Here is a 25,568-nt window from a genome sequence, read left to right on the forward strand (position 1 = left end):
TCTCCGAGGAACCTTCGATGATTGACGATGTACTCCGAGGCAAGCGGGCCGTGCCGCAAGGCGGTGCCGATCGCGCATCCCGATCCGGCTGTGCAAAGGTGCTGACGGCGCTGGCCGGCGCGCTGACGCTGTATCTCGGCGCTGCCGAAGCCGGCAACGTCCAATTTTCCACCACGCTCCCCGCGGTGGCGGAGCCGGCGCCTGCGACCGCTGCGAGCGCCGCTCAGGAAGCACCGATTCGCCGTGGCCGCGAGGCGTCCCCGCAAGGCGGGATGCGCCGGCTGATACTGGGCCAGGAGTTCGCGCCCCAGCCGAATACGCTCAGGGCGCTGCTGCCGCCGGTGAGCGCCGAGGTGGCCAGCGCTCACGATGCCAAGGTCGCGGCGACGTTGCCGGCGAACCTCAATGCGGGCGGTGCAATCGAAACGTTGCCGAGGCTCAACCTGAAACGCAGCAGGGCCGCCGCAAGCGGCAGCGACAACGTCAACCTGCAGAACTTCGCCGAGCCGAAGGAGACAGGGCGCAGCACGCGGTCGGTCGTTACCCGCGCGGCCAGCGACGACAACGTCGTGGCCCACATCGCGCCGGCCGGACCGGCATCGCTCGATGAGCTCGCGCGCGCGCTCCGCAATCATCCGGATCTGATCTACCAGTACGTCCGCAACAATATCGAGCTCGATCCGGTGCGCGGCATCCACAAGGGTGCACTGGGCGCGGTGCTCGACAACTACGGCAGCCCGGCCGACCAGGCGCAGCTGATGGCGTCGCTGCTGCGCATCTCCGGCTACGACACGCGCATCGTGCGCGGTGCGATCAAGCTCAACGCCCAGCAGTTCGCGGACTGGTTCGGGGTGCCGACCGGCAATGTCTGCGCGGTCGTGAGCCTGATGGCGCAGACGCAGATTCCGATCTACGACATCAGCGCCACGCAAACAGGTTCTTGCCCCGGAATGAATGCGCCGCTGACCAGCATTTCGATCGAGCACGTCTGGGTCAAGGCCAATATCGGCGGCACGTGGTACACGTTCGATCCAAGCTACAAGCCGCACGTTGTCAAGCAAGGTATCGATCTGAACGCGGCAGCGGGCTACAACGCGGCGGCCTTCCTGCAGAACGCCAAGTCCGGCGCAACGATCACGCCGGACCTGGTCCGCGGCCTGAATCGCGACAACATCCGCGCGGATCTCTCGCGCGTGTCGATGAACCTGGCCGACTGGATCCGCAAGAACAAGCCGACCGCGACGCTGAGCGACATCATCGGCGGCAAGTCCATCGTTCCGTTCTATGCGGGCGCGCTGCGGCAGACCCGGAACCCGCTGGCCGATACGAGCCGGAGTCAGGACGAATGGACCGAGATCCCGGCGGCGTTCAAGCCGACGGTGCGCGTGCTGTACCAGGGCATCGACCAGACCTTCACCTCCGATGCGATCTACGGCAAGCGGCTGACGATCACTTACAACGCCTCGAACCAACCGGTGCTCAGGCTCGATGGCCAGGCCATCGGCGCCCCCGGGAGCCCGGTGGCGCCGGGCACGGACAGCACCGTGACCTTCGTCGTCTGGCACAACGCCTATCCCAACGAACGCGCGGACCATGCGTTCGAACAGCGCATCAAGGGTGGCGGCACCTATCTGATCGTGAACGGCTGGGGGCCGACCGGACGGGGACTGTCGCAGTACTACCTGAAGAACCTGGAAGAACTCAGGGCGGCGGGCCATGCCGATACGAGCGAGGCCATGCTCGGTGCGAGCCTGGGCGTGATGGGCTCACAGTGGATCTCGCAGACGACGAACAGCGCCTCGATCACGGACCGCCTTGCCAATGCCTACACGGTGCAACAGCACCAGGTGGGTATCGCGGGCTATACCGAGGGCCCCTATGTCGACCTGCCGAGCAATATGAGCTCACCGGTGCAGATGACCGGTGATGCCAATCTCGAGCGAGCGGCGTTCGACAGCAACGGGATGCACTTGTCGATCCTCGAATCGACCGCGGTCAACCAGACCTCGGGCGTCCCGGCCGTCTCGACCGTGAAGCTGCTGGACCAGGCCATGAGCCAGGGACAGACGATCTACAAGGCCACCAGCGGGAACTTCGCCAGCGTTCAGCGTTCGCTCGCGAACTGCCAGGCGCATCTGGGCAATTTCCAGGGTTACCTGAACCAGGGCTTTCAGCTGCTGATACCCGCCAACTGCCAGTTGGCCGAGAACCGCTGGAAAGGGGCGGGCTACTTCGTGCGCGGCTTGGGGAAAGCGCGGCTGCTGGGGTCGACGATCGCCGGCGGGTACTCGGGCGGGTACTTCACCAAGCCAGTGCCGGCGCCGACCTACAACTTCAACACGATCAGCACTTCGAAGGCGCCGCTCAACCAGATCGAATATTTCGGACCCGGGAGTTCGCTCGGCGATCCCATCGATATGGTGCACGGGAGTTTCCTGTACGAGCATCAGGATCTCAAGACCGGCTATGGCGACGGAACCGGCACGCTGACATTCCAGCGCTTCTACAGCAGTGGGATGGGCGGGCAGACAGGGCCGCTCGGCAGAGGGTGGACGCACAACTACGACATGAGCATCCGGACAGCGTCCGATGGCTTCCTCGGCATGGGCGACCGGCTCGCGCTCGATGCGGTCGGCACGATCGTGGAGCACAGGGCGTCGCTGGATCTGCTGAACGATGCGGCGTCACCGGCGGACAAGTTCCTTGCTGCTGTGATCGCGCAACGCTGGTTTGGTGATCAGCTGGTCGACAACACGAAGATCGTCAAGCGCGGCCTGAATAGTGACGTGTTCGTGCGCCTGCCGGGTCAGACCGGTGGCGGCGCCTATAGCTCTCCGCCCGGGAAGGCGGCCTACCTGCTCGAGAACAGCAACGGATGGGTCCTCAAGACCTACGCCAAGGAAGGGGCGGGGACGCATGTATTCGATAAGGGCAGCGGGAGGATCAGGCAATTCGTCGATATCAGCGGCGAGACCATCACGTTCACCTGGAATGGAGACCGGCTTTTCCGTGTCGAGAACAGCGCCGGCCGGAAATTGACGTTCTATTACAACTCGAACGGGCGCCTCGGGAACGTTTTCGGCTTCATGAAGATGACGCAGTACGCGTACGATGGCAACGACAACCTGATCAGTGCGGCCCTCCCAGGTGGTTCCACGCGTTTCGAATATGACAAGCCCGGCCGGATGACAAAGTTCTTCGAACCGAGTTTTCCGACGGTACCGGTCGTGACCAATGTCTACGACACCCTCGGGCGGGTGCGTACCCAGACCAGTGCCGCAGGCAATCTGTTCCAGTACTACTTTGCCGGATCCCGTACGGAGGAAGTCGGCCCCGGCGGTACGGCGCGCACCTTCTATATCGACGGCGAAGGGAATCAACTGCAGATCGGAGATCCGGTCGGCAACTGGACGCTGAAGGACTACGATGGGCAAAGCCGCGTGGTACGCGAAACCAGGCCGGAAGGAAACCGCACCGAGTACGCGTACGACGACCGAAGCTGCGCGCTCGCCAATGGTAGCTGCACGCACAACGTGGCAACGGTCTCGCGCATCCCGCGTGCCGGCTCTGGCGATCCGGTGCTGACGCAGAAATTCACATATGAGCCGAGCTTTGGCCTGCCATTGTCGTCGACCGATGCGCGAGGCCTGACGACATCGTATGAATACCGGGTGCCGAGCTACGGCATTCAGTTGGCGAAGATCACCCGTCCTTCCGTAGGCGGCATGGCTCCCGTGACGGAAACGGTCTACGAAGAAGTCACCCCTGCAGGGAAAGGAAGCTATCTGCGCCCGATTCGCGTGACGGAGAAGATCGATGGCACGCGCAGCGTGTCGACCACCATCAGCTACGCAGCGGATGGAACGCCTGCGGTCACGACTCAGGACGCGGATGGACAGAAGATCAAGACCGTTACCACCTTTGACAACGAGGGCCGGCTGATTTCGAGTCAACGCGATGGCATGCCGCTGATCACGTACCGCTACGACAGTGGCGACAACGTCATCAACACGAATGCCAATCTGCTTGGTTCAACGGAATCCATGATCTACGACGAGAGCAATCGAGAAGTTCGTCGCATTACATACGGCAACGGCGGTGCGCTGGTGACGTGCAAGCGCTACAACGCGATGGGCGATGTGGTGCGCTCCTGGGGGCCGGCGCCGCCACCTGCCGGTACGCTGTATTGTCCCGCCGAGGCCGCACCGACACCGATCACCGATACGGCGTACGACGACCACCACCGGCCGGTTCGCGTCACGCAGTTCCTGCCCGCAGCCGATGGCGGCAATCGGGTCACGGAGACCGTCTACAACGCCGACGACAGCGTCAAGAGCGTGCGCAAGGCCGTGGGCACGGGTCTGCAGCAGAACTATGTGAGCTACGTCTACAACCCGAACGGCACGGTCGCGCTGACGACCGATGCGAAGGGCAATACGACCGTCAACCTGTACGACGGACACGACCGCCTCTATCGCACGCACTATCCGCTGGATGGCTCGCCGGGCTTTGGCGATGTGAACAACTACGAGCAGTACGCCTGGGATGCCAACAGCAACCTGATCGCACTGCGCAAACGTGATGGCCAGACCGTAACGCAGACCTTCGACGCCTTGAACCGCCTGAGCTCGCGCGCCTTTCCGGGGGGCGCGGGCAACGTGCAATACAGCTACGACCTGCGTGGCCTGAAAACCGCATCGCAGTTCAGCAACGGCAGCCACACGATCACCAACGCCTACAACGCGCTGGGGCAACTGACGCAGACCAGTGCCGGCGGGCGGACGCTGCGTTACAGCTATGACGCCACCGGCAACATGATCGACGTTGCCTGGCCGGACGGCTTCCATGTGTCGACCACGTACGACAACATTGGCCGCCCGGCGCAGCTGCTGGAGAACGGCACGGTGAGCCTGGCGAAGTACAGCTACGACCAGCTCAACCGCCGAACGCAAGTAGAGCTGGGCAACGGCACGCGCACTGAGCTGACCTACGACAACCAGGGCTGGCTGTCAGCCAAGAACCACCGGTTCACCAGCCGCACCGAAGACTGGATCGCGAACTTCACGCGCAACCAGCTGGGAGACATCACGCGCTTGAGCGTAACGAACGACCGGTACGGCTGGAAGCCATCGGCAGGAACCAGCACCTACACGGCCAACGGACTGAACCAGTACCGCACGGCCGGCGGCAAGGCGGTGACGTATGACCGCAACGGCAACCTGACCGGCGACGGCACCTGGACGTACGCGTACGACCTGGACAACCGCCTGCGGACGGCCACGCGCGCGGGCACGAGCGCCACGCTGGACTACGACCCGGAAGGCCGGATGATCCGCACCACGATCAACGGCACGGCGACGACGCTGCTGTACAACGGGCAGGATCTGGCTGCGGAGTACAACGCCGCCGGCGCGGTGGTCCGCCGCTATGTGTTCGGCCCGGGCATCGACGAGCCGCTGGTGCAGTACGAAGGCCCGGGCACAGCCTCCAAGAGCTGGCTGTACGCAAACCAGCAGGGCAGCATCGTGGCGCTGGCAAACAGCAGCGGCGCGACGACGAGCAGCCAGGCGTACGGGCCGTTCGGGGAGACGGAGGGCACGCCGGCATCGCGGTTTGGCTATACGGGGCAGCAGTACCTGGCGCCGCTCGGGTTGTACTATTACAAGGCGCGGATGTATTCGCCGGTGCTGGGGCGTTTCCTGCAGACGGATCCGATCGGGTACAAGGATGACCTGAATTGGTATGCGTATGTGGGGAACAACCCCATCAACGCCACCGATCCGAGCGGGTTAGCGGCGCTGTGCTCGACGAACAACCTGATGGGTGTGGAGTCGAAGGTCCAGCCGATCCCGACGCCGGCTGCGATAACGAACAGCTGGTCGCATCAGCAGTCAGCCAACTTGTCCGACGCCTTGTCTCAGGGGGTGGTCGGGCCGGGGATTGGGGCGGGGGTTGTTAAGGGGATTGGGGCAGCGGCAAAGGCAGCCGGGAAAGAGACTACGACTCTCTATCGAGCAGTAACGCAAGGTGAATTGAAGCAAATTCAGGCGACCGGCAAGTTTGAGGCTGGTCCGAATTCCCTGGGTGGTAAGTGGTTTGCTGAAAGTTCAGAGCATGCGGAGCAATGGGGCAATGTGATGAACGGCCCCGGTAACTCGACAGTGGTGCGTGCACAAATGCCAACGACCCAAGCTAACCAGCTCATGCGGGTAGAACGGCTAGACGGCATTGGCGCAGCGCGCTACGGCGAGCTAGATCAGTTGAAAGGAGTGACTATCAAATGGTAGCTATTGATCGTTGCCGAGGAGCTTGTGCAATGCGTGAGTCTGTTAAGGTGCATGTGCAGTGGTTGCCGGAAAAGATGGTAAATCTGCCTTCATCCAATACTTATTCGACCGTGGCGAAATTTCCTGAAGATGCAGCGACATGGCCAAACGAGGCGTGGAGCGTCGTATTGGAGTTCGATTCCCCGGAAATTGCGCATGCTGTGTCGTTCAATGCTACAGCCCGATTTCTCATGCCAACAGCTCCGTTTGAGCGGTTGAAGCCAGGATGTGTTTTTGAACTGTATGAGGGCTTCAAGCGTACGGCCATCGTTAGGGTGTTGTAAGCATTGACATATTCAAGGAGGAAGCTTCGCTTCTTGTCTTCTCTCATCAAGCCGGTGCCGAGAAATCCGGACCGGCTTTTTTCTGCCTATGCAGGAGCGGCGATGGGCCGCGTCGGTAGATCGCCACCAAATCAGCCGCCGGCGTCGCATTGGCAACCTGACATTGGCAAGAGCTGGCGACTGGTCAGCCGCTGGTCGGCGCCTTCCACTCTCAAAAGGCCACGGACAGCATTTGGTCACTTGAGCGTGGAATCCGGCTGCTCGGCCAGGTGATCGAGCAGCAGCGGGAAACGTAATCAGAGATATGAGCAATGCTCTGGGCGGAGGGTGACAGAGAGCTGTGAGGACTTTATTGGCTTGTTGGCTGCGATTTCTGGTGGTGTACAAGCTGCAGACGAGGCAGTTCTTGACGAATGGCTCCCGGAAGAGCCACCTGCGACGACACTATTTGCCGCTCTCGGTGATCGGATTGCAGGGGACTTTGGCAGCACCGGCGTTGATGCTAACCACCGTATGTTCTCGTTGATTGAGCAGGCGACTGAGTGCCTTAGCCGCATCGACGACGTACAGATCGGACCTGGGTGGCGTGAAAGCCGCGTCGAGACGGTACGGTCGTGAGAACCGAATGGGCTACCGTCGTTCCTAGAAGCGACGGGCTTCGTACCGCGTATCCAATCATCAAGCCATAGGAAGGAACATAATGTGGATCGAATTAAGGATCAAGGAATCTTCATCATCAGATTTTTCTGTTCGTCCCTACGATCCCAATGATGACGATGTTCGATCTATCTTGTGGGACGTTTGTCAGGCGATTGGGCAGCGTGGTGAATTCTTAGTTTCCGGGTTTGGGCAAGATCATTGGCCCGTAGATGTGCAGACAGATCTTCCTGTCTTCTTAGAACAGCTTCCCTCGGCAATCATGGCTGTTAGTGAAGGTATGCCGACAGAAATAGAATTCTACGAGCAAGGTATAGAAAGGTCGATTACCCTGATGCTTGAGGGGGGCGTTTATGTGGCTGCATGCAAGAGCTCGATGTCGACATGCTGGCAGACTAATTCAATTTCTGAAGAGGTTGACCGGGAAGAGCTCAAGGAAATGCTGCTGGCAGTGAGGGAGGTTTTTATGCGTTTCTTTGCTGATACAGCCCCGGGGCTGGTTAAGCATCCGTGGATACAACAATGGTTGAAAGGTACCTCTGGGTAAGAGTATGAAGCCAGATGCATTTTTGGAGGTCAGATTTAAAACAAAAGAAGAAGGGGGTAGGGCGAGTTCAATAACTGGAACGTATTACGCATGTCCGCTGTTTGTGGATGGAGAGGGATTCGAATGCAGATTGCTTATCGGTGGGAAAACACTGGAGCTGGGGGCGGCGTATGAAGTGCCCGTGAAATTTATGAATCGAGATCTCGTTTTACCGAGATTGAGTGTAGGTAAGACGGTAACTCTTTGGGAGGGCAAAGATGTGGGTTCAGGCAAAGTTCTAAGACTGGCCTAGCGTGGCAAAGGGATTGGGGGCTGTGCGTGGCAGTTCTCCGACAAGTGGCAATGCGGCCTTGTGCGCTCCCATCATCGTCACCGACATCATCCTCGGTTACTACCGGGCTCTGCCTCCACTTCGCGCAGGGGCAACTGACACAGACCAGTGCTGGCGGCCGGACTCCGCGTTACAGCTATGACGCCGCTGGCAACGTGATCGATGTCGTAGAGGTGGAGTGATATTCGAGACCCATTGGGTGGCGAGCGCCAAGACCGGTCAACGCGTCGAGTTCAAGGCGAAATTTCCGGGAGGCGAATGGACGAGAAAAACGAGCAGGTATCAGCTAAACGGCATGAGCTGATTGTGCTTGCGAATTCAATGCTCGCGGGCGAATTGAATTTGATTGAAGGGGTCCGCCAGATATGTGCTCTGCGATTTGCAGTTGAAGATCCAGAGAACGAGGTGTTCTTGGTGATTCGTGGCATTGATTCGGAAACCGATACGTTTCCATTAGGGGCAATGCGTGCGAACTGCAGTCCCGAGTACCTGAGTCGCATGGACAATGAGATGCAACGCTACTTGTCCGAGGCACAAGTGGATATTCTGGAAGCCTGCCGGGAGATCATTAAGGCGTTCTCTTGATATCGGAGTTTTCTTGCTGCCGCTATTCAGCGAATTCGCATAGCTGAGAAGGCCAAGCCGCCGCTCCGTGTTGGAGCGGCGGCTGGAAGCTAGACGGCCTGGGCCAGCTCACGAAAGTACGACCTGGGCAACCGCATACGGACGGCCACGCGCGCGGGCACGAGCGCCACGCTGGACTACGACCCGGAAGGCCGGATGCTCCGGACCACGATCAACGGCACGGCGACGACGCTGCTATACAACGGGCGGGAACTGGCCGCGGAATACGACGCCGCCGGCGCGGTGGCCCGCCGCTATGTGTTCGGCCCGGGCATCGACGAGCCGCTGGTGCAGTACGAAGGCCCGGGCACGGCGTCCAAATGCTGGCTGTACGCCGACCACCAGGGCAGCATCGTCGCGCAGACGAACCGCAGCGGCGCGACGACGAGCAGCCAGGCGTACGGGCCGTTCGGGGAGACCGAGGGCATGCCGGCGTCCCGCTTTGGCTATACGGGGCAGCAGTACCTGGCGCCGCTCGGGTTGTACTATTACAAGGCGCGGATGTATTCGCCGGTGCTGGGGCGCTTCCTGCAGACGGATCCGATCGGGTACAAGGATGACCTGAATTGGTATGCGTATGTGGGGAACAACCCGATCAACTTTGCCGATCCGATGGGGCTGGCGGCAGCCTCGGGGGATTTCTCGCAGGGGTTGTCGTTCAAGCCGGTCGCTGACGGTCCTCGTACGCTGGTTGCTGCTCTGCCACTGGTGCCGCTTCTCGCTGCGGGGTTGATCGCGACTGATATAGCGACAAGCGACGTGCCGATGATTGGCGGGGGGATCGGCAAGGGGATTGGGGCTACGGCAAACGTACTCAAGCTCAACGCTGCGCAGGCTAAGAACGTTGACCGCTTTACAAGTAAGCTGCCTTCTAATGCTAAGGATAGCGTTTCATTGAAGGCGCTCCCAAATGACGGCGTAGCTGCTCAAGCGATGTCACCGGGGCGAGTGCCGGGATCTTCAGCGGTATATGAGAAGCAGATCGATGCTGCTGGCGTGACTACACAGTACACCAAAACTACTTACGACCCAGCAGGGAAAATTGTCCATGTGAAGGATAAAATCACAGGAGGCGTGTACCCATGAACAAGAATCGTTTGGATACGGTCAGAGCATTGGTTGAGCTTTCATTTCCATTGGATGAGATTGAATCCCGCCTTCGAGAATTTGATTGGGATTTTGAAGGGGAGGCAATCGAATTGAGTCGTGCACATTTGATTGATGTGCTCAGGCGGTACCTAAGTCGAGAGTTGTCGGTGAGTGATGTGGAGCGATGGGCTAATTTAATTGAGGGGCGAGAAGATATTGCCCTTGAAAAGAGATCGGAGGAGAAGCTTGATGAGGTTTTGTATGAGCTTGCTAATCCAGCTTTAACGGTTCCACTGGATGAATCTCATGCCAGTGCCATCATTGAGGCTCTGTCCAAGTAGTTAGATACGCCATGACAACAGGGCAGTATCGTTGCGCTGACGATTAGCCAGGCGTATGGGCCGTTCGGGGAGACGGACGGTGCACCGGTGTCCCGCTTTGGCTATACCGGGCAGCAGTATCTGGCGCCGCTCGGGTCGTACTATTACAAGGCGCAGATGTATTCGCCGACGTTGGGCCGTTTCCTGCAGGCTGATCTGATTGGGTACCCACACGCCGTAACCCAATGCCTCAAACTACCAACGCCTGAATCCGCAGCGCCACGCGTGCGACCCGACAGCATACGAGTGTGGGCATGCGCCGGGCACGGGTCCCAGGACGAAGGATCAAAGGCCGGCACATGACGTTAGCGGGAAAGCCGTTCCGTGGAACAACCCCCGACAACCCCGCCGCTTGCCATATCAACCGACCGCTATGGACGTTATCGAATTCTTGAAGACCATCTACGTTGGCGATCGTGGCTGCAAGTCGGTGTTGATCGACGGCTGGAACTCTGAAGTCAAAGTTCAGGCAACGTGTATCTCTCGCGTTCGATCCGCTGCATGGGATCACTACACGGCCGAAGATCTACCTGACGGCTTCATCGTTTTCCTGGGCGTGAAGAGCGTGGCCTTCGAACCTAGTGGGGTGGTTCCGAACGACAGCATCAACGGTATCCGAGCCGAGCCACTCGTGGGCGATCCGGCAAAGTATCTTATTCTGATGAGCGTGGATGCGGTCGATGCCGTGGGCGATCACACGGAAGTCCAGATTCGAATACACGCAGACGCGATGGCGTTGGAGGATCACCGAAAACCAGAGCAGAGAATCACTCGATGACGATAGCCTCCGCCTTGCGCGGGCATTGTGGCTCCTATGCGCAACCCTGCAGCCGCAGACGTGCCGGCCGTCGAGCGTGCTGGAGGGGGGCGACGAGTGCGCGTGCCAAACCATCAAGCACGGCGACATTCGCTCCCAGCAACGGAAGCCATACGATCATCAGCGCCTACGACAGGCAGGGATGCCCGACGCAGACTGACGCAGTTTGAGACCTGAAGAAATGAAAGAGAGTTTCCACGATGCGGAGCTGCGCCAGATTCTGCGCAAGGAAATTGAATCCCATCGCATCACCGAGCTTGGGGATTCGTCGCCCTTCTTTGCGCAGCTTGCAAAGGCCTATCCAGCCCTTGGCTCGAGAGTTGACTGGGCGTTAGTGCCTAACTCAATTGAGCGCGTTGAGGAGGATGAATCTCTGCAAGCGGAGCAGTTTGTCAAGTTCTTCGATGAGGTCGTTCGGACATTCGGCCTGTGCGGAGATGCTGTTTATCTGGGTGATAGCGCGACTGATTTTGCACTGTCCGGTTCGCTGGAGTGCCTAAGGGAGATGTTCCCCGAGCTTCTTGCAATTCCGCAGCATCACTATCTGGTTGGCCCAGATTCCTCGTGGTGCCTATGCTTCACGATGGAGGGGGATATGGGATTCGGTTTCCGGCCGCCTTCCACATTAGCTCAGTAAGGAGAGACGCTCGCCCCCGCGCGAGCGCTTTTCGTCGAAGCATAGCTGGTCAACCTGCATATCATTTCCTCTTGCTGCCCGCAAAGCCATGTGCCCGGGTCTGCAGCAGAGCTGAGTGCCACACTGGACTACGACCCGGAAGGTCGGATGATCCGCACCACGATCAACGGCACGGCGACGACGCTGCAGTAAAACGGGCAGGAACTGGCCGCGGAGTACAACGCCGCCAGCGCGCTAGCCCGCCGCTATGTGTTTGGCCCGGGCATCGACGAGCCGCTGGTGCAGTACGAAGGCCCGGGCACGGCGTCCAAGAGCTGGCTGTATGCGAACCAGCAAGGCAGCATCGTAGCGCTGGCAAACAGCATCGGAGCGACTACCAGCAGCCAAGTGGGTGCGGATGTATTCGCCGACGTTGGGCCGCTTCCTGCAGACGGATCCGATCGGGTACAAGGGTGACCTGTTTTTGGGGTGAAATATTGAGCAAGTCAATTGGTTCGATCGCATGGCCGGATAATGCTGATGAATCCAGGCGGCTGTTGTCGACCTATATGGTTAAGGTCGTTGGGCAGCTTGGCATCTCATTCGGTAATCATCCTTGTAAGCCAGCATCTATTGTCAAGGGATTGATTTCTGGAAGGCTTTCTGATGAAAATAGGCGTGCCGCATTGGCTAGTTGGTGGGCCATTGCTGAAGAACATGGTGTTCGAAATTTCGAAGATAAGGAGGCGCTTATTGCCCGCCTGGCGATATGCCTTTTGTCTTCGGCTCAACAAGGGCCTTGGAACCTTGGTGATCAACTCTCGTGGTTCTTGGAGGTGATCGGACTTATCGGGGCAGACGTTGATAAGGCGATCGATACCATGGAGGAGCATTTTGAATTTATCGAGAGGGAGCGATCGAAAGCTCCTTGATCTGGCGAGGAAGGCCTTCTCGCAGGTAGTCTTTACGCATACGTCTCGAACGGCAGCCGCACGATCACCAACGTCTACGACGCGCTGGGGCAACTGCCGCAGACCAGTGCCGGCGGCCGGACGCTGCGTTACAGCTATGACGCCGCTGGCAACGTGACCGACATCGCCTGCCGGACGGGTTTCCATGTGTCGACCATATACGACAAGGCTGGCCGCCCGTTGCAGTTGCTGGAAAACGGCACCGCGAGCCTGGCGAAGTACAGCTATGACCGGCTCAACCGCCGAACGCGGGCGAAACTGGGGAACAGTACGCGTACTGAACTGGCCTACGACAACCAGGGCTGGCTGTCGGGCAAGAGCCACCGGTTCACCAGCAGCACCGAAGACTGGATTGAGGCTGGCCCAAATCCTCTGGGTGACAAGTGGTCTGCTCAATGATGGGATGGAGCGGTCATCACCGAACTTGGCCTGAGCGGTTGGGCCCCCCTCCAATTCTGGAGGACGAAGCGGACCACGCCCTAGCGGCCGTCCTCAACCAATCCATTCTCCTCCGTCCAGGCGGCGACAACCCCGATGTCCCGCGCCAGCAATTCCGCAGCCGTCTGCCCCAAATCGAACAGCACATCCATGGTGGCCGGACTGAGCGGGCAGAGCGCCCTATTGCCATCGTCGGCTTGTTCATCCTCATGCTGTTCGACGGCGTTGTTGCGCGCAAGCGTGAAGAGCATGTCCAAGCCTCTGGCGACCCGCACGGCGCGGTTCAGGCATTCGACGAGTGGGCCGGTGTTCGACAGTTGGCCCAGATAGGCGGCACGCTCAATGTGTTCGGCGAACGCATTGTCGCGATGCTCGAAGAGGCTTCGCCTGCGCGAAGACAATCCGGTGTCTGGGTGCTCAGGATGTGCGTGGGTCTTGCGCATGGCGGCCTCCAACGTTGGCACAGGAAGACGGAAGATGCCGCACCGATGCGGCTGTCCGCCAACGTTGTTCAGGTCGCCAAACCTGGCCCCTGTTGTTTCAGGGGCGAATGGAGAATAGCACGCTGCGCCGCGCCGGCAACGGCGCCAGGCGCACGGAACGCAAAGTGTTTCATCGCTCGAGAGCGATGGTCCGGTGCATCGTCAAATGCGATGCGCCGCTCCCGTGCCTGTGGTGCGCGGGCCGCACACCCGGCCCGCCACCCCTCACTTGCCGATACAAAACCGCGTAAAAATCGTCCCCAGCAGGTCATCGCTGGTGAATTCCCCGGTAATGCTGTTCAGGTGGTCCTGCGCCAGCCGCAGTTCCTCGGCGAAGAGGTCGAGTGCCTGGGCCTGCTGGTCGGCCTGTTCGGCGGCCATGTCGAGGTGGGACTGGGCGTTGCGCAGCGCCGTCAGGTGGCGTTCGCGGGCGAGGAAGGTGCCTTCGTTGCCGGACGATTGCCAGCCGACCAGGCGCAGCAGGTGGGCGCGCAGCAGTTCGATGCCGGCGCCGCTGCGCGCGGAGATCCAGACTTCGCTGGGATTGGGGCCGTTGGCGGCGACCACGTGCGGGCGGTTGCTGCTGAAGTGCGCGTCGCCGGCGGCGGGGGCGAGGTCGATCTTGTTGACCACGCGCAGGATGGGCGAGCCCGGCGGCAGCACGCCGCTGAGGCGGTCGTCGATCTGGTCGTCGATGGGGGACAGGCCGTTGCGCACGTAGTCGGTGGCGTCGACCAGGTGCAGCACGATGTCGGCGCGGCCGACGGCGTCCCAGGTGCGTTGGATGCCGATGCGCTCGACTTCGTCGTCGGTGTCGTCGCGCAGGCCGGCGGTGTCGATGATATGCAGCGGGATGCCTTCGATCTGGATGGTCTCGCGCACGCGGTCGCGCGTGGTGCCGGGGATGGGCGTGACGATGGCCAGCTCGGCGCCGGCCAGCGCGTTGAGCAGCGAGGACTTGCCGACGTTGGGCTGGCCGGCCAGCACCACCGACAGGCCTTCGCGCAGCAGCGCGCCCTGGCGCGCCTGTGCCAGCACGCCGGCGAGGTTGGCGCGGATCACGGCGAGCTGGCCGCGCGCGTCGGAGGCTTCGAGGAAGTCGAGTTCTTCCTCGGGGAAGTCGAGCGTGGCTTCCACCAGCATGCGCAGGTGGATGACCTTGTCGACCAGTTCGTGGATGGCCTTGGAGAAGACGCCTTCCATCGAGCGCGCGGCCGAGCGCGCGGCGGCTTCGGTGCTGGCTTCGATCAGGTCGGCCACGGCTTCGGCCTGGGCCAGGTCGAGCTTGTCGTTGAGGAAGGCGCGGCGCGTGAACTCGCCGGGCTCGGCCAGCCGCAGGCCGATGCCGCGGCCGGCTTCCAGGCAGCGCGCCAGCAGCATCTGCATCACCACCGGGCCGCCGTGGCCCTGCAGTTCGAGCACGTCTTCGCCGGTGTAGGAGTTCGGCGCGGGGAAGTACAGCGCGATGCCGTGGTCGATGACGTCGCCGGTGGCGTCGAGGAAGGGCAGGTAGGTGGCGTGGCGCGGCTTGAGCGTCTGGCCGCAGAGGGCGCGCGCGATGGGGGCCACGTCGGGGCCCGAGACGCGCACCACGCCGATGCCGCCGCGTCCGGGCGCGGTGGCGATGGCGGCGATGGGAGGCTGGGAGGCAGTCATGGGCGTATTGTCGCAGAAGGTGTGGCGGGCGGCGCCTGGCCGCCGGTGCGCCGGTGGCGGCGGGCAGGGCGGGGCAGGGCGTGGGCCTGGTGCTGTCAGGCCGGCTGGCCCGGCGCGGGCGCCTGGCCCAGGCATTCGCACAGCAGGCGGCGCGCCACGGCTGCGTCGATGACGCGGCCGAGCCGGGTCTGGCGCTTGACCAGCTTCGCGTGGAGGGCTGCGGTGCGGCGCGCCGGCAGCACCTCGGCCAGCGCTTCCAGGGTGTAGCGCAGCAGCTTGCCGCGGATGCGCAGCTTGTGCAGCCTGGCGGTGTCGTTCTCATGTGCGGCGCGCTTCAGCTGGCGCAGCCGCTTGCGCGTGCTCGCCACGCGCCGGCGGGCGAAGGGGCCCAGCGCGGGCGCCGCCGGCAGGTGCGGTCCCACGCCGCCGCGCAGGTGGACCAGGTCGCGCTGCAGTGCCGGCAGCGGCCAGTGGCGGCATTGGGCCAGCCGTGCCCGCATCTCCCCGTGCGCCTCGGCGCGGCGCGCGGCGGCGGTGTCCAGTACCGCCAGCAGCACCGGGTCGCCGGGCTGGCGGTCGAGCGCGGGTTTGAGCGTTTCCAGCGCGAACACGTCCCAGTCGCGTACCGGGCCGGCGGCATCGGCCAGCTCGCCGACCAGCTGGCGCCAGCGCCGCGCCATGCCGGCCGGCAGCGCGGGCGCGAAGGTCCAGGCCAGCGCGCGCAGGTGGCGGGTGGCCACGCGCAGCGCGTGCACGTCTTCCACCGCGTTGCGGCTGGCAAGCACCTCCAGGCACTCGCCGATGGCGGCGAGGTCCGCCTCGGCCAGGTCGGCGAAGGCGGCGTGCGGGCGCATCTTGCGGTCAAGCCGGAGCGGATCGGAGCGGGTGCGCATGGGTGGCGGAGATACGGCGGCTGATTGCGGCGGCGGAGTGCGGCGCTGGAAGGCACCAATGGGTACCAACGTTATCCAGTGTAGACGATGGGGCACAGCCGGCAGTGTGGGGTGCGGCACCCTGGACGGCGGCGGCGCTGCCAGGCGGCGGTGGCGCGCCGGTTGACGGCGATTGACGGCGATTGACAGCGCGCCCGCGCGCGGTTGCAATGGCCGCCATCGCCCCGGAAGGCAAGGAGACAGCGAAGATGATCGACCATACCGGCGTGCTCGTCGGCGATTTCGCCCGCAGCCGCGCGTTCTACACCGAGGCGCTGGGCGCCATCGGCTTCCTCAAGAACATGGAGTTGCCGGCCAGCGTCACCGGCCATACCGACATGGCGGGTTTCGGGCCGCCGGACAAGCCCGAGTTCTGGATCAGCGCCGGCACGCCCAACCGGCCGCCGGTGCATGTGGCCTTCCGCGTCGACAGCCGGGCGGCGGTCGATGCCTTCTATCGCGCGGCGCTGGCCGCCGGTGGCCGCGACAACGGCGCGCCGGGCATCCGCGCGCACTACCACCCAGACTACTACGGCGCCTTCGTGCTGGACCCGGACGGCCACAATATCGAGGCGGTCTGCCACCTGCCGGCCTGAGGCGCGGGCCTGTGGCGCCGGCCATCGCGCGCGCATCAACGGGTACGGCGGCCGGGGCAGCCGAGGCGGCCTGGGCGAGGCCGGGCGACGCTCAGCGGGTCGCGACGATGAACAGGCGCGGGAAGGGCAGCAGCACCGAGCCGTCGGGCAGCGTCGGGTAGGCCTGCGCCACGGCGTCCTGGTAGCGCGCCAGGTAGTCGGCGCGCTCGGCCTCGTCGAGGGCCTGCACGAAGGGGCGCAGGCCGCTGCCCTTGAACCATTCCACGATGGCCGCAGGCCCCGCCGCCAGCGGGTGGTGGTAGACCGTCAGCCACACGTCCACGCGCGCCGCATGCGGACGCAGCATGGCGTAGTACTCGGTCGGCGTGAACAGGCCGGTGCGGGCATTGGCGGCATCCGCCAGCTTGGCCGCCCAGGGGCCGGCGGCGGCCACCTCGCGCATCAGCCGGTGGGCGGGTTCGTCGAGCGAGTCGGGCATCTGCACCGCCAGGCTGCCGCCTGGGGCGAGCTTGCCGATCAGTTCCGGCAGCACCTTGCGATGGTCCGGCACCCACTGCAGCACGGCGTTGGCCAGGATCACGTCGACCGGCGCAGCCGGCTGCCAGTCCTCGATGCCGGCCAGGGTGAACGGTACCTGGGGCAGGCGCTGGCGCGCCGCCGCGATCATGTCGTCGGAGTTATCCACACCGGCGACCTCCGCGCCGGGAAAGCGCTGCATCAGCACCTCGGTGGAATTGCCGGGGCCGCAGCCCAGGTCGACGGCGCGCCGCACGTCCTGCGTCGGCACTGCCGCCAGCAGATCCCGTACCGGGCGGGTGCGTTCATCCTCGAACGCCACGTATTGTCTGGCAGACCAGCTCATCTTGCTTCCTCTTCTAGCGGATTTCCTGCGGAGGCTGCCGCCCGGCAATGGCTTCTGGGGCGTTGCGGGCGCTGCGGGCCTTGCCGGCCGTGTCAGGCCCCGGCAAGGGATGGCGCAAGCATAGGCGCGCTCATCTATGATTTCCAGCTCATCCCGAGCACAATATCCATACCCTGATGGTATGGATAAAGCAGGATGGTGAACCAGGTCCTGCGGGAGATGGCTGGATGATCGATCTGCGCCGCCTGCGCGCCTTCGTGGCGCTCGCCGAAGAAGGCAATATCACGCGTGCCGCCGAGCGGCTGGACATGCAGCAGCCGCCGCTGACGCGGCTGCTGCGCGGACTGGAGGCCGAGCTGGGCACGCGCCTGATGCAGCGCTTGCCGCGCGGCGTGCGGCCGACCGAGGCCGGCCAGGCGCTGCTGGAGGAGGCGCGCGTGCTGCTGGCGCGCGCCGAGGCCCTGCCCGGCGTGGTGCAGCGCGCCGCGCGGCGAACTGGGGCGGCTGGCGCTGGGCTTCACCAGCTCGGCCAGCTTCCACCCCTTCGTGCCGGCGGTGCTGCGCGCCTTCCGCGCGCGCATGCCGGGCGTGGCGGTGGCGCTGGAGGAGGCCGGCACCGTCGAGCTGGCCGACGCGGTGCTGCACGAGCGGCTCGATGCCGCCTTCGTGCGCTCCCCGGCGGGCGGCCTGCCCGACCTGCTGCTCGATCCGGTGCTCGACGAGCCCATGCTGGCCGCCTTGCCCGCCCATCACCCGCTGGCGGCCGATGCCGGCAGTGCGGCCGCGCCGCTGCCGCTGACCGCGTTGGAGCGCGAGCCCTTCATCCTGTACCGGCGCCCGACCGGCCCCGGCCTCTACGACAGCATCCTCGCCGCCTGCCGCGCGGCCGGCTTCAGCCCGCTGGTGGCGCAGGAAGCGCCGCGCCTGCCGGCCACGCTCAGCCTGGTGGCCGCCGGGCTCGGGGTGTCGGTAGTGCCCGCTTCGATGCGCCGGCTGGGCGGGGAGGACATCGTCTACCGCGACCTGGACTGCCCCGCGCTGTCCGCCCCGCTGCACCTGGCGCTGCGGCGGGGCAATCCGTCGCCTGCGCTGGCGCGGCTGCGGGAGCTGGTGCGGGAGTTGGCGGCGGCGCAAGCGGGCACGGTCCAGACGCCCCGCTGAGTCGTGTCGCCCCCCGCGTGGCGGGCCGGTCAACACATTGCTTGCAAGTAGATCGCGCGCGACCTATATTTTGCCCATGGATACGCAAGACACCCCGCTCAAGCTGCCGGCGACGGCGCAACTGCTGGACCACCAGTTCTGCTTCTCGGTGTACGCCACCTCGCTCGCCTTGAACAAGCTGTATCGCAAGCTGCTGCGTCCGTTAGGACTGACTTACCCGCAATACCTTGTGATGCTGGTGTTGTGGGAGCAGGACGAGGTGACGGTCTCCGATATCGGCGCCCGCCTGAACCTCGATTCGGCCACCCTGACGCCCCTGCTCAAGCGGCTCGAAGCGCAGGGCTTGCTGAAACGGGCACGCGCCGCGGCCGACGAACGGCAGGTGATCGTCAGCCTGACCGAAGCGGGCCGGGCGATGAAGGCGCCGGCGCGGCAGGTACCGGAATCGCTGCTGTGCGCCTCGGCCTGCAGCATCGATGAGCTGGTCACGCTGAAGCGGGAGCTGGACACGCTGCGTGAACGCTTCGCCAAGGAGGCGATGCAACCTTAGGCGCGGCAAGGCCGGCGGCGGCCCAGGCTGCCGTTGGCTGGCAGATCATATGTAGTGCGCGATTCAATCGCTAGCAATTCAAAGCGGGTGCGGTGCCTCCCCGGCGATGGCGGCGACTCCCGTGACCTCGGCAGCAATCAGCAGCAATCAGCAATCAGCAATCAGCAATCAGCAACAAAAACCCAGACCCACTCTAGCCAACCAAGGAGTCCACCATGTCGATCGAAAAAGTCCTCTACCGCGCCCAGGCCCAGGCAACCGGCGGCCGCGACGGCCGCGCCGTCTCGTCCGACGGCGTGCTTGACGTCAAGCTGACCACCCCGCGCGAACTCGGCGGCGCCGGCGGCGACGGCACCAATCCCGAGCAGCTGTTCGCCGCGGGTTACTCGGCCTGCTTCATCGGCGCGCTGAAGTACGTGGCCGCGCAGCAGAAGATCGCCTTGCCGGCCGAGACGTCGATCACCGGCAAGGTCGGCATCGGTGCCATCTCCAGCGGCTTCGGCATCGAGGTGGAACTACAGATCTCGCTGCCGGGCATCGACCGCGCGGTGGCCCAGGGCCTGGTCGACAAGGCGCACACCGTGTGCCCCTACTCCAACGCCACGCGCGGCAATATCGACGTGACGCTGACCCTGGCCTGAGGCGACCGACGCGATCGGCGTGATGGCGTGATGGCGTGATGGCGTGATGGCGTGATGGCGGTGCCGCCCGGCGCGGCACGCAACGCCCGCCGCCCGGCGCGCAAAGAAAAAGCCCGGCACGAGCCGGGCTTTTTTGCACGTCAGGGGAGGCGCGCTCAGCTCTTGGCTGCCGCCGCGGCCCTGCCCTTGCCGAGCATGCGGTTGATCTGCCACTGCTGGGCGATCGACAGCACGTTGTTCACCACCCAGTACAGCACCAGGCCGGCCGGGAAGAAGAAGAACATGAAGGAGAACACCAGCGGCATGACCATCATGACCTTGGCCTGCACGGGGTCCGGCGGGGTCGGGTTCAGCTTGGTCTGCACGAACATCGACACGGCCATCACGATCGGCAGGATGTAGAACGGATCCGGCACCGACAGGTCATGGATCCAGCCCAGCCACGGCGCGCCGCGCATTTCCACCGACGACAGCAGCACCCAGTACAGCGCGATGAACACCGGGATCTGGATCACGATGGGCAGGCAGCCGCCGAGCGGGTTGACCTTCTCGGTGCGGTACAGCGCCATCATCTCCTGGTTCATCTTCTGCGGATCGCCCTTGTGGCGCTCGCGGATGGCCGTCATGCGCGGCTGCAGGTCCTTCATCTTGCCCATCGAGCGGTAGCTCGCGGCCGACAGCGGGAAGAACACCAGCTTGATCAGCACCGTCAGCAGGATGATCGACCAGCCCCAGTTGCCGAGGAAGCCATGCAGCTTCTCCAGCAGCCAGAAGATCGGCTTGGCCAGCACGGTCAGCCAGCCGTAGTCCTTCACCAGCTCCAGGCCCGGGGTGATCTTCTCCAGCATGCGCTCTTCCTGCGGGCCGGCGAACAGGCGCGCATCGGTGGTCACCGTGGCGCCCGGCGCGATCTGGCCCAGCGGCTGCTGGATGCCCACGCGGAACAGGTTGGCGTCGATCGCTTCCACGTAGAAGCTGTGCTGCTTGCCGGTCTGCGGGATCCAGGCCGAGGCGAAGTAGTGCTGCACCATCGCCACCCAGCCGTTGTCGGCCGCGGCCGGCACGTCGGCCTTGCCCTTGGCGATGTCCTCGAACTTGATCTTGTGGTACTTGTTCGCGTCGCTGTAGACCGCCGGACCGGTGAAGGTGCTGTAGAACTGCGACTGCTCGATCTTGCTGCCGTCGCGCACCAGTTCCAGGTACAGCGTCGGCGAGATCGCCTGGGTGCCGTCGTTGGTCACCGCGAAGCGCGTGTCGACGACGTAGCTGCCCTTGCGGAAGATGTACGTCTTGACCAGCTTGATGCCGCCCTTGTCGGCCGTCAGCGCCACTTCCAGCGTGTCCGCGCTGCCGAGGGTGCGCGGGCCGGGAGCGGCCGTGAACACCGTGGTGTGGTTCGGCAGGTCGCCGCCGATCAGGCCCGAGCGGGCCACGTAGGTGCGCGCGCTGTCGCGTTCGAACAGCACCACCGGCTTGCCGTCCTTCTCATACTGGTTCAGCAGTTCCAGGCGCGACAGGATGCCGCCCGCGGTGTCGATGGTGGCACGCACCTCATCGGTGGTCACCACGATCTGCTCGCCGGCGGGCTGGGCCGCGGCCTGCGGCGCGGCAGCGGGCGCGGCCGCCGCGGAGGCGCCGGCGGCCTTGGGCACGTCGCCCTGGGTGGCCGCGTTGGCGGCCTGGCCCGAAGCGGCTGCCTGCTGCTGGTTGGCGCTCGGGAAGAACATCGACGGATGACCCGTGGCGCGCTGCCAGTTGTCGTAGAGCAGCACGAGGGACATCGCGAAGATGACCCACAGTATGGTGCGTTTGATATCCATGTCTCGCAGTGGTCAGGGGGATTCAGGGTCGGGGCAGCCGGACGGTGATGCGCGCCGCCGGCTCGGAGGCGCTCGCTTCGGGCATGACGCCAGGCACGGGATCATACCCGCCCTGTGCGAACGGATGACAACGGCAGAGCCGGCGGGCAGCCATCCAGCTGCCGCGGCCGGCGCCGTGGCGTTCGATCGCCTCGCGGGCGTAGTCGGAACAGGTCGGCAGGAAGCGGCACTGCGAGCCGAAAAACGGGCTCAGGGCGATCTTGTAGACGCGCAGCAGGGCTAGCAGGAGTCGCTTCATGATGACGGCTCGTTCGGGCGGCGGCTAGGCGGTCGGCGCCGCGGCCGGCGGGTGCGCGCCCGCGGGGGCGGGCTGCACCGGTGGCGGCAGCGGCCGCGCGGCCACATCCAGCAGCGCGCCGATCTCGGCCAGGCAGGCCCGGCGGATGGCGGCGCGGCTGGAAAAGTCCGCGCGTGGGAACTTGGCCTGCAGGCGCAGCAGTACGTCGCGGCCGGCAAGTTGGTCCTGCCGCAGGCGGAACAGTTCCCTCGCCATGCGCTTGACCAGGTTGCGCTCGGCCGCGCGCGGGGCGAATTTCTTGCCCGTCACCAGCCCCAGTCGTGCCTGCGGGAGCCCGTTGGGGCGCACGTAGAGCACGAAGTGCTGGCTGCGGCGACGGGGCCGCAAAGCAAAAACGGATGAAAACTCATCCGTCTTTGTCAGCCTTACGGCTTTGGGAAAGGCATGGGCGGGCACGCTGGGCAAAGCTAGCGGATTGCTGCGCTTGGCTGCAGTGCTCCCGGCCGTCCTGCAGGCGAGGCGGCGGCCGGACGCGGCGCAGGCTGCGCCGCTCCGGCCGGTCGCCCGGCCCTTAGACTGCCAGGCGCTTGCGGCCCTTGGCGCGACGCGCGTTGATGACGGCACGGCCGCCACGGGTCTTCATGCGCACACGGAAACCATGGGTACGCTTGCGGCGGGTAACGGAAGGTTGGTAGGTACGTTTCATGTTGCACTCTCTGGTTGATCCGGGCTCGCCCGGGCACCGGCCGGTGGCCGGGGCGCCATGGCCGCCGCATATGGTTCGCTTGGGGCTGCCGCGTAGGCGGACTTGCCGACGTCTGCGGTTGTCTTTTGCTGCCGGCCGTGCGTCTTGCGACGCTGCTGACCTGTCGGGATCGAGCCGGCGTGCCGGCCTTGCTGTCTCTTCCTGGTCAGGCTGCTTCGGCCTGCTGTCCGTCCCGGCCATCCGGCCCGCGGGCGCGGACGGTACGGATCAGGTCAGACCCGGCGATGCGCATACGTGATCCCCTGCCGCATCGCAGAACCCGCCATTTAAACGATTTTTGCCGGAAGTGTCAAGGCGAGGAGCTGAGTATACGACGTATACGTCGCCTGGCGTGGCGTCAGGTAAACGCGTTGCGTGTGTCATTGTCCACAATGCCCGGTGGGTAAGTGAGCACGTCGCGGGCCGCGCTCCACAGGCCTGTCCACAGGAGAAAAAGCAGTCTTTCCATTTGTTTACGGGACCTTGCGCGCACCGCCAGGTCGCGTCAAATCAAGGGTTGTGCACAACGATCCACTGCTTCTACACAACTTGTCCACAGACTTATCCTTTGTGGATAACTTGGAGCGAGGGGTACAATCCGGGTCCAAACATCAGACGGGGTGGCGTGGCTCACGCGCAGCCCGGGTCCGCGCATGGCGCGCCAGCATTGGGAGAGGTGGCGAGGTGATCGCCCGTATACCCGTATACGAAGTTGTATACGTGTGGTTTACGGTCCGGTCGCCCCGCCATTTCCTATTTCCCATCTGCCGGCGGCGAAGGTCACCATGCAAGGTCCCGGACGGGAAGCGCAGGCGTGAGCCGCATCGGTCGTCGGGATCGCAAAACAAAACAATGCAAGATTTCTGGCAGGCGGCAGCCGCGCAACTCGAGCGCGAACTGACGCCGCAACAATTCAAGACCTGGATCAAGCCGCTGGCGCCGGTCGCCTTCGACGAGGAGGCGCACACGCTGCGCATCGCCGCGCCCAACCGCTTCAAGCTGGATTGGGTCAAGAGCCAGTTCGCCAGCCGCATCACGGCACTCGCCTGCGAGTACTGGGAGGCGGATGTGAGCGTGCACTTCGTGCTCGACCCCACGGCCTCGGGGCGGGCGGCGGCGTACGCGCAGGCGAACGGCCTGGCCGGCACGCACCTGGTACCGCCGGCGGGCGTGCCGGGCGGTGGCTATCCGGGCGCGGCGCCGGTCCAGCCCGGCCAGATGCAGGCGGGCATGCCGGGCGGCCAGTACCCGGCAGGCGGCCCCGGCTTCGCCCCGGGCGCGCAGCCGTTCGGCCAGGGCGGCCAGGGTGGCCATCCGGCCGGCGCAGCCGGCTTCGGCGGCGGCGCCTACCCCGCCGGCATGGGCGGGGCGGTCGGCCATGGCGCCATGAACCCGATGGGCGGCATGGGCGGCATGGGCGGTGCGGCCATGGCCGATATCGACGTGGCCCAGATGGACCCGGCGGAGGCCGCCGCGCGTTCCTACCGCGTGCCGGCCCAGCCGGGCGGCGCGGGCATGGGCGGCATGGGGCCCGGTGGCGCCGGCATGGGCGGCGCCCAGCAGCCGTCGGACACCGTGCACGAGCGCTCGCGCCTGAATCCCATCCTGACCTTCGACAACTTCGTCACCGGTAAGGCCAACCAGCTCGCGCGCGCCGCTGCCATCCAGGTGGCCAACAACCCGGGCAAGTCCTACAACCCGCTGTATCTCTATGGCGGCGTGGGCCTGGGCAAGACCCACCTGATCCACGCCATCGGCAACTTCATGCTGATGGAGAACCCGCGCGCGCGCATCCGCTACATCCACGCCGAGCAGTACGTCTCCGACGTGGTCAAGGCCTACCAGCGCAAGGCCTTCGACGAGTTCAAGCGCTACTACCACTCGCTCGACCTGCTGCTGATCGACGATATCCAGTTCTTCTCGGGCAAGAACCGCACGCAGGAAGAGTTCTTCTACGCCTTCGAGGCCCTGATCGCCAACCGGGCGCAGGTGATCATCACCAGCGATACCTATCCCAAGGAGATCACCGGCATCGACGATCGCCTGATCTCGCGCTTCGACTCCGGGCTGACCGTGGCCATCGAGCCGCCCGAGCTGGAGATGCGCGTGGCGATCCTGATGAAGAAGGCCGCCGCCGAGAACGTCAGCGTGCCGGAGGAGGTCGCCTTCTTCGTCGCCAAGCACCTGCGCTCCAACGTGCGCGAGCTGGAAGGCGCGCTGCGCAAGATCCTGGCCTTCTCCAACTTCCATGGCAAGGACATCACCATCGAGGTCACGCGCGAGGCGCTCAAGGACCTGCTGACGGTGCAGAACCGCCAGATCTCGGTGGAGAACATCCAGAAGACCTGCGCGGACTTCTACAACATCAAGGTCGCGGACATGTACAGCAAGAAGCGGCCCGCCAATATCGCGCGGCCGCGCCAGATCGCCATGTACCTGGCCAAGGAACTGACGCAGAAGAGCCTGCCCGAGATCGGCGAGCTGTTCGGCGGGCGCGATCACACCACCGTGCTGCACGCGGTGCGCAAGATCGCCGACGAGCGCAGCAAGGACGCGCAGCTCAACCACGAGCTGCACGTGCTGGAGCAGACGCTGAAGGGCTGAGCACCGGGCACGGACCATGTGCATGGAATGTGCATGGGATGCAAAGAATCTGCACCCCCGGCTCCCCCCGGGAGCGAGGGTGCGAATTTGCCTGAACCGCCATGCGGGGCTGGCATACTGTAGGGTGCGCGCCGGCCTTGC

Annotated in this window: 24 protein-coding genes and 1 pseudogene; 17 read left to right on the top strand and 8 right to left on the bottom strand. The window is 64.2% G+C overall.

What is annotated here, in order from left to right; translation table 11 throughout:
- Positions 1 to 17: 17 nt before the first annotated feature.
- The 11 genes from BKK80_RS01345 (at position 18) to BKK80_RS01370 (ending at position 13,041) form a co-directional block, all read left to right on the top strand.
- Positions 18 to 6,287 carry an RHS repeat-associated core domain-containing protein gene (locus BKK80_RS01345; RefSeq protein ID WP_084545442.1) on the top strand — a complete coding sequence of 2,090 codons (6,270 nt, stop codon included), beginning with the start codon at positions 18 to 20 and terminating at the stop codon, positions 6,285 to 6,287.
- A gap of 29 nt (positions 6,288 to 6,316) precedes the next feature.
- Positions 6,317 to 6,610: a hypothetical protein gene (locus tag BKK80_RS36145; RefSeq protein ID WP_157903135.1), complete on the top strand. Its 294-nt coding sequence runs from the start codon at positions 6,317 to 6,319 to the stop codon at positions 6,608 to 6,610.
- Positions 6,611 to 7,310: 700 nt separating this feature from the next.
- Positions 7,311 to 7,814 (top strand): hypothetical protein, encoded by a 504-nt coding sequence (locus BKK80_RS36150; protein WP_157903136.1) that lies wholly within the window; start codon positions 7,311 to 7,313, stop codon positions 7,812 to 7,814.
- Between the two features lie 526 nt (positions 7,815 to 8,340).
- Positions 8,341 to 8,730 carry a DUF2489 domain-containing protein gene (locus tag BKK80_RS01350; protein WP_335582954.1) on the top strand — a complete coding sequence of 130 codons (390 nt, stop codon included), beginning with the start codon at positions 8,341 to 8,343 and terminating at the stop codon, positions 8,728 to 8,730.
- 195 nt (positions 8,731 to 8,925) lie between these two features.
- Positions 8,926 to 9,855: an RHS repeat-associated core domain-containing protein gene (locus tag BKK80_RS37165; protein WP_071068473.1), complete on the top strand. Its 930-nt coding sequence runs from the start codon at positions 8,926 to 8,928 to the stop codon at positions 9,853 to 9,855.
- Positions 9,852 to 10,199 carry a hypothetical protein gene (locus tag BKK80_RS36165; RefSeq protein WP_157903138.1) on the top strand — a complete coding sequence of 116 codons (348 nt, stop codon included), beginning with the start codon at positions 9,852 to 9,854 and terminating at the stop codon, positions 10,197 to 10,199. Before BKK80_RS37165 ends, BKK80_RS36165 begins: the two co-directional genes overlap by 4 nt.
- A gap of 87 nt (positions 10,200 to 10,286) precedes the next feature.
- A complete protein-coding gene (locus BKK80_RS37940; protein WP_205683707.1) occupies positions 10,287 to 10,541 on the top strand; it encodes an RHS repeat-associated core domain-containing protein in 255 nt (84 codons plus the stop codon).
- Between the two features lie 70 nt (positions 10,542 to 10,611).
- On the top strand, positions 10,612 to 11,016 hold the full coding sequence (locus BKK80_RS01360; RefSeq protein WP_071068474.1) for a DUF6258 family protein: 405 nt from the start codon (positions 10,612 to 10,614) through the stop codon (positions 11,014 to 11,016).
- A 220-nt stretch (positions 11,017 to 11,236) separates the two neighbouring features.
- Positions 11,237 to 11,692 carry a hypothetical protein gene (locus BKK80_RS01365; protein WP_071068475.1) on the top strand — a complete coding sequence of 152 codons (456 nt, stop codon included), beginning with the start codon at positions 11,237 to 11,239 and terminating at the stop codon, positions 11,690 to 11,692.
- Between the two features lie 476 nt (positions 11,693 to 12,168).
- Positions 12,169 to 12,603: a hypothetical protein gene (locus BKK80_RS36170; RefSeq protein WP_157903140.1), complete on the top strand. Its 435-nt coding sequence runs from the start codon at positions 12,169 to 12,171 to the stop codon at positions 12,601 to 12,603.
- A gap of 153 nt (positions 12,604 to 12,756) precedes the next feature.
- Positions 12,757 to 13,041: a hypothetical protein gene (locus BKK80_RS01370; protein WP_071068476.1), complete on the top strand. Its 285-nt coding sequence runs from the start codon at positions 12,757 to 12,759 to the stop codon at positions 13,039 to 13,041.
- An 80-nt stretch (positions 13,042 to 13,121) separates the two neighbouring features.
- Here BKK80_RS01370 and BKK80_RS01375 read toward each other — a convergent pair whose 3' ends face one another.
- The 3 genes from BKK80_RS01375 to BKK80_RS01385 form a co-directional block, all read right to left on the bottom strand.
- Positions 13,122 to 13,523 (bottom strand): hypothetical protein, encoded by a 402-nt coding sequence (locus BKK80_RS01375; protein WP_071068477.1) that lies wholly within the window; start codon positions 13,521 to 13,523, stop codon positions 13,122 to 13,124.
- A 264-nt stretch (positions 13,524 to 13,787) separates the two neighbouring features.
- Positions 13,788 to 15,218: a tRNA uridine-5-carboxymethylaminomethyl(34) synthesis GTPase MnmE gene (mnmE, locus tag BKK80_RS01380; RefSeq protein ID WP_071010532.1), complete on the bottom strand. Its 1,431-nt coding sequence runs from the start codon at positions 15,216 to 15,218 to the stop codon at positions 13,788 to 13,790.
- A 95-nt stretch (positions 15,219 to 15,313) separates the two neighbouring features.
- The gene (locus BKK80_RS01385; RefSeq protein ID WP_236903707.1) at positions 15,314 to 16,072 is read right to left on the bottom strand and encodes a CHAD domain-containing protein; all 759 of its coding nucleotides are present in this window, start codon (positions 16,070 to 16,072) and stop codon (positions 15,314 to 15,316) included.
- 287 nt (positions 16,073 to 16,359) lie between these two features.
- On the opposite strand from BKK80_RS01385, the gene BKK80_RS01390 reads away from it, so the two are divergent.
- Positions 16,360 to 16,746 (top strand): VOC family protein, encoded by a 387-nt coding sequence (locus BKK80_RS01390; RefSeq protein ID WP_071015911.1) that lies wholly within the window; start codon positions 16,360 to 16,362, stop codon positions 16,744 to 16,746.
- Between the two features lie 91 nt (positions 16,747 to 16,837).
- Here BKK80_RS01390 and tam read toward each other — a convergent pair whose 3' ends face one another.
- Positions 16,838 to 17,608, bottom strand: coding sequence for a trans-aconitate 2-methyltransferase (gene tam / locus BKK80_RS01395; RefSeq protein WP_071010534.1), 771 nt, complete (start codon positions 17,606 to 17,608; stop codon positions 16,838 to 16,840).
- A 227-nt stretch (positions 17,609 to 17,835) separates the two neighbouring features.
- Here tam and BKK80_RS37285 point away from each other — a divergent pair.
- From BKK80_RS37285 to BKK80_RS01410, 4 genes and pseudogenes are all read left to right on the top strand, one after another.
- Positions 17,836 to 17,964, top strand: a pseudogene (locus tag BKK80_RS37285) (helix-turn-helix domain-containing protein); the annotation flags it as partial.
- Positions 17,965 to 18,154: 190 nt separating this feature from the next.
- A complete protein-coding gene (locus BKK80_RS01400; RefSeq protein WP_236903708.1) occupies positions 18,155 to 18,769 on the top strand; it encodes a LysR substrate-binding domain-containing protein in 615 nt (204 codons plus the stop codon).
- A 76-nt stretch (positions 18,770 to 18,845) separates the two neighbouring features.
- Positions 18,846 to 19,319 carry a MarR family winged helix-turn-helix transcriptional regulator gene (locus BKK80_RS01405; protein WP_071010536.1) on the top strand — a complete coding sequence of 158 codons (474 nt, stop codon included), beginning with the start codon at positions 18,846 to 18,848 and terminating at the stop codon, positions 19,317 to 19,319.
- A 215-nt stretch (positions 19,320 to 19,534) separates the two neighbouring features.
- Complete coding sequence (locus BKK80_RS01410) at positions 19,535 to 19,960, top strand: organic hydroperoxide resistance protein (RefSeq protein WP_071010537.1); 426 nt, start codon at positions 19,535 to 19,537, stop codon at positions 19,958 to 19,960.
- Between the two features lie 155 nt (positions 19,961 to 20,115).
- On the opposite strand, the gene yidC is transcribed toward BKK80_RS01410, so the two are convergent.
- From yidC to rpmH, 4 genes are all read right to left on the bottom strand, one after another.
- Positions 20,116 to 21,780, bottom strand: a complete 1,665-nt coding sequence (yidC, locus tag BKK80_RS01415) for a membrane protein insertase YidC (protein WP_071068479.1) — start codon at positions 21,778 to 21,780, stop codon at positions 20,116 to 20,118.
- A 22-nt stretch (positions 21,781 to 21,802) separates the two neighbouring features.
- A complete protein-coding gene (gene yidD / locus BKK80_RS01420) occupies positions 21,803 to 22,078 on the bottom strand; it encodes a membrane protein insertion efficiency factor YidD (RefSeq protein ID WP_071010539.1) in 276 nt (91 codons plus the stop codon).
- A gap of 24 nt (positions 22,079 to 22,102) precedes the next feature.
- Positions 22,103 to 22,534, bottom strand: a complete 432-nt coding sequence (gene rnpA, locus BKK80_RS01425) for a ribonuclease P protein component (RefSeq protein WP_156811334.1) — start codon at positions 22,532 to 22,534, stop codon at positions 22,103 to 22,105.
- Positions 22,535 to 22,649: 115 nt separating this feature from the next.
- Positions 22,650 to 22,784: a 50S ribosomal protein L34 gene (rpmH, locus tag BKK80_RS35295; RefSeq protein WP_006578231.1), complete on the bottom strand. Its 135-nt coding sequence runs from the start codon at positions 22,782 to 22,784 to the stop codon at positions 22,650 to 22,652.
- 891 nt (positions 22,785 to 23,675) lie between these two features.
- On the opposite strand from rpmH, the gene dnaA reads away from it, so the two are divergent.
- The gene (dnaA, locus tag BKK80_RS01430) at positions 23,676 to 25,427 is read left to right on the top strand and encodes a chromosomal replication initiator protein DnaA (RefSeq protein WP_071068480.1); all 1,752 of its coding nucleotides are present in this window, start codon (positions 23,676 to 23,678) and stop codon (positions 25,425 to 25,427) included.
- Positions 25,428 to 25,568 lie beyond the last annotated feature (141 nt).

The sequence above is a fragment of the Cupriavidus malaysiensis genome (genome assembly GCF_001854325.1).
Classification (GTDB): domain Bacteria; phylum Pseudomonadota; class Gammaproteobacteria; order Burkholderiales; family Burkholderiaceae; genus Cupriavidus; species Cupriavidus malaysiensis.

Excerpts from the sequence above, each read along its gene's own strand:
- BKK80_RS37165 (WP_071068473.1), top strand. The coding sequence starts at position 8,926 with ATGCTCCGGACCACGATCAACGGCACGGCGACGACGCTGCTATACAAC.
- tam (WP_071010534.1), bottom strand. The coding sequence starts at position 17,608 with ATGAGCTGGTCTGCCAGACAATACGTGGCGTTCGAGGATGAACGCACC.
- yidD (WP_071010539.1), bottom strand. The coding sequence starts at position 22,078 with ATGAAGCGACTCCTGCTAGCCCTGCTGCGCGTCTACAAGATCGCCCTG.
- BKK80_RS36165 (WP_157903138.1), top strand. The coding sequence starts at position 9,852 with ATGAACAAGAATCGTTTGGATACGGTCAGAGCATTGGTTGAGCTTTCA.
- BKK80_RS36145 (WP_157903135.1), top strand. The coding sequence starts at position 6,317 with ATGCGTGAGTCTGTTAAGGTGCATGTGCAGTGGTTGCCGGAAAAGATG.
- dnaA (WP_071068480.1), top strand. The coding sequence starts at position 23,676 with ATGCAAGATTTCTGGCAGGCGGCAGCCGCGCAACTCGAGCGCGAACTG.
- BKK80_RS01345 (WP_084545442.1), top strand. The coding sequence starts at position 18 with ATGATTGACGATGTACTCCGAGGCAAGCGGGCCGTGCCGCAAGGCGGT.
- BKK80_RS01375 (WP_071068477.1), bottom strand. The coding sequence starts at position 13,523 with ATGCGCAAGACCCACGCACATCCTGAGCACCCAGACACCGGATTGTCT.
- BKK80_RS01360 (WP_071068474.1), top strand. The coding sequence starts at position 10,612 with ATGGACGTTATCGAATTCTTGAAGACCATCTACGTTGGCGATCGTGGC.
- rpmH (WP_006578231.1), bottom strand. The coding sequence starts at position 22,784 with ATGAAACGTACCTACCAACCTTCCGTTACCCGCCGCAAGCGTACCCAT.
- BKK80_RS01365 (WP_071068475.1), top strand. The coding sequence starts at position 11,237 with ATGAAAGAGAGTTTCCACGATGCGGAGCTGCGCCAGATTCTGCGCAAG.
- yidC (WP_071068479.1), bottom strand. The coding sequence starts at position 21,780 with ATGGATATCAAACGCACCATACTGTGGGTCATCTTCGCGATGTCCCTC.
- BKK80_RS01385 (WP_236903707.1), bottom strand. The coding sequence starts at position 16,072 with ATGCGCCCGCACGCCGCCTTCGCCGACCTGGCCGAGGCGGACCTCGCC.
- BKK80_RS01405 (WP_071010536.1), top strand. The coding sequence starts at position 18,846 with ATGGATACGCAAGACACCCCGCTCAAGCTGCCGGCGACGGCGCAACTG.
- mnmE (WP_071010532.1), bottom strand. The coding sequence starts at position 15,218 with ATGACTGCCTCCCAGCCTCCCATCGCCGCCATCGCCACCGCGCCCGGA.
- BKK80_RS36150 (WP_157903136.1), top strand. The coding sequence starts at position 7,311 with ATGTGGATCGAATTAAGGATCAAGGAATCTTCATCATCAGATTTTTCT.
- BKK80_RS01410 (WP_071010537.1), top strand. The coding sequence starts at position 19,535 with ATGTCGATCGAAAAAGTCCTCTACCGCGCCCAGGCCCAGGCAACCGGC.
- BKK80_RS01390 (WP_071015911.1), top strand. The coding sequence starts at position 16,360 with ATGATCGACCATACCGGCGTGCTCGTCGGCGATTTCGCCCGCAGCCGC.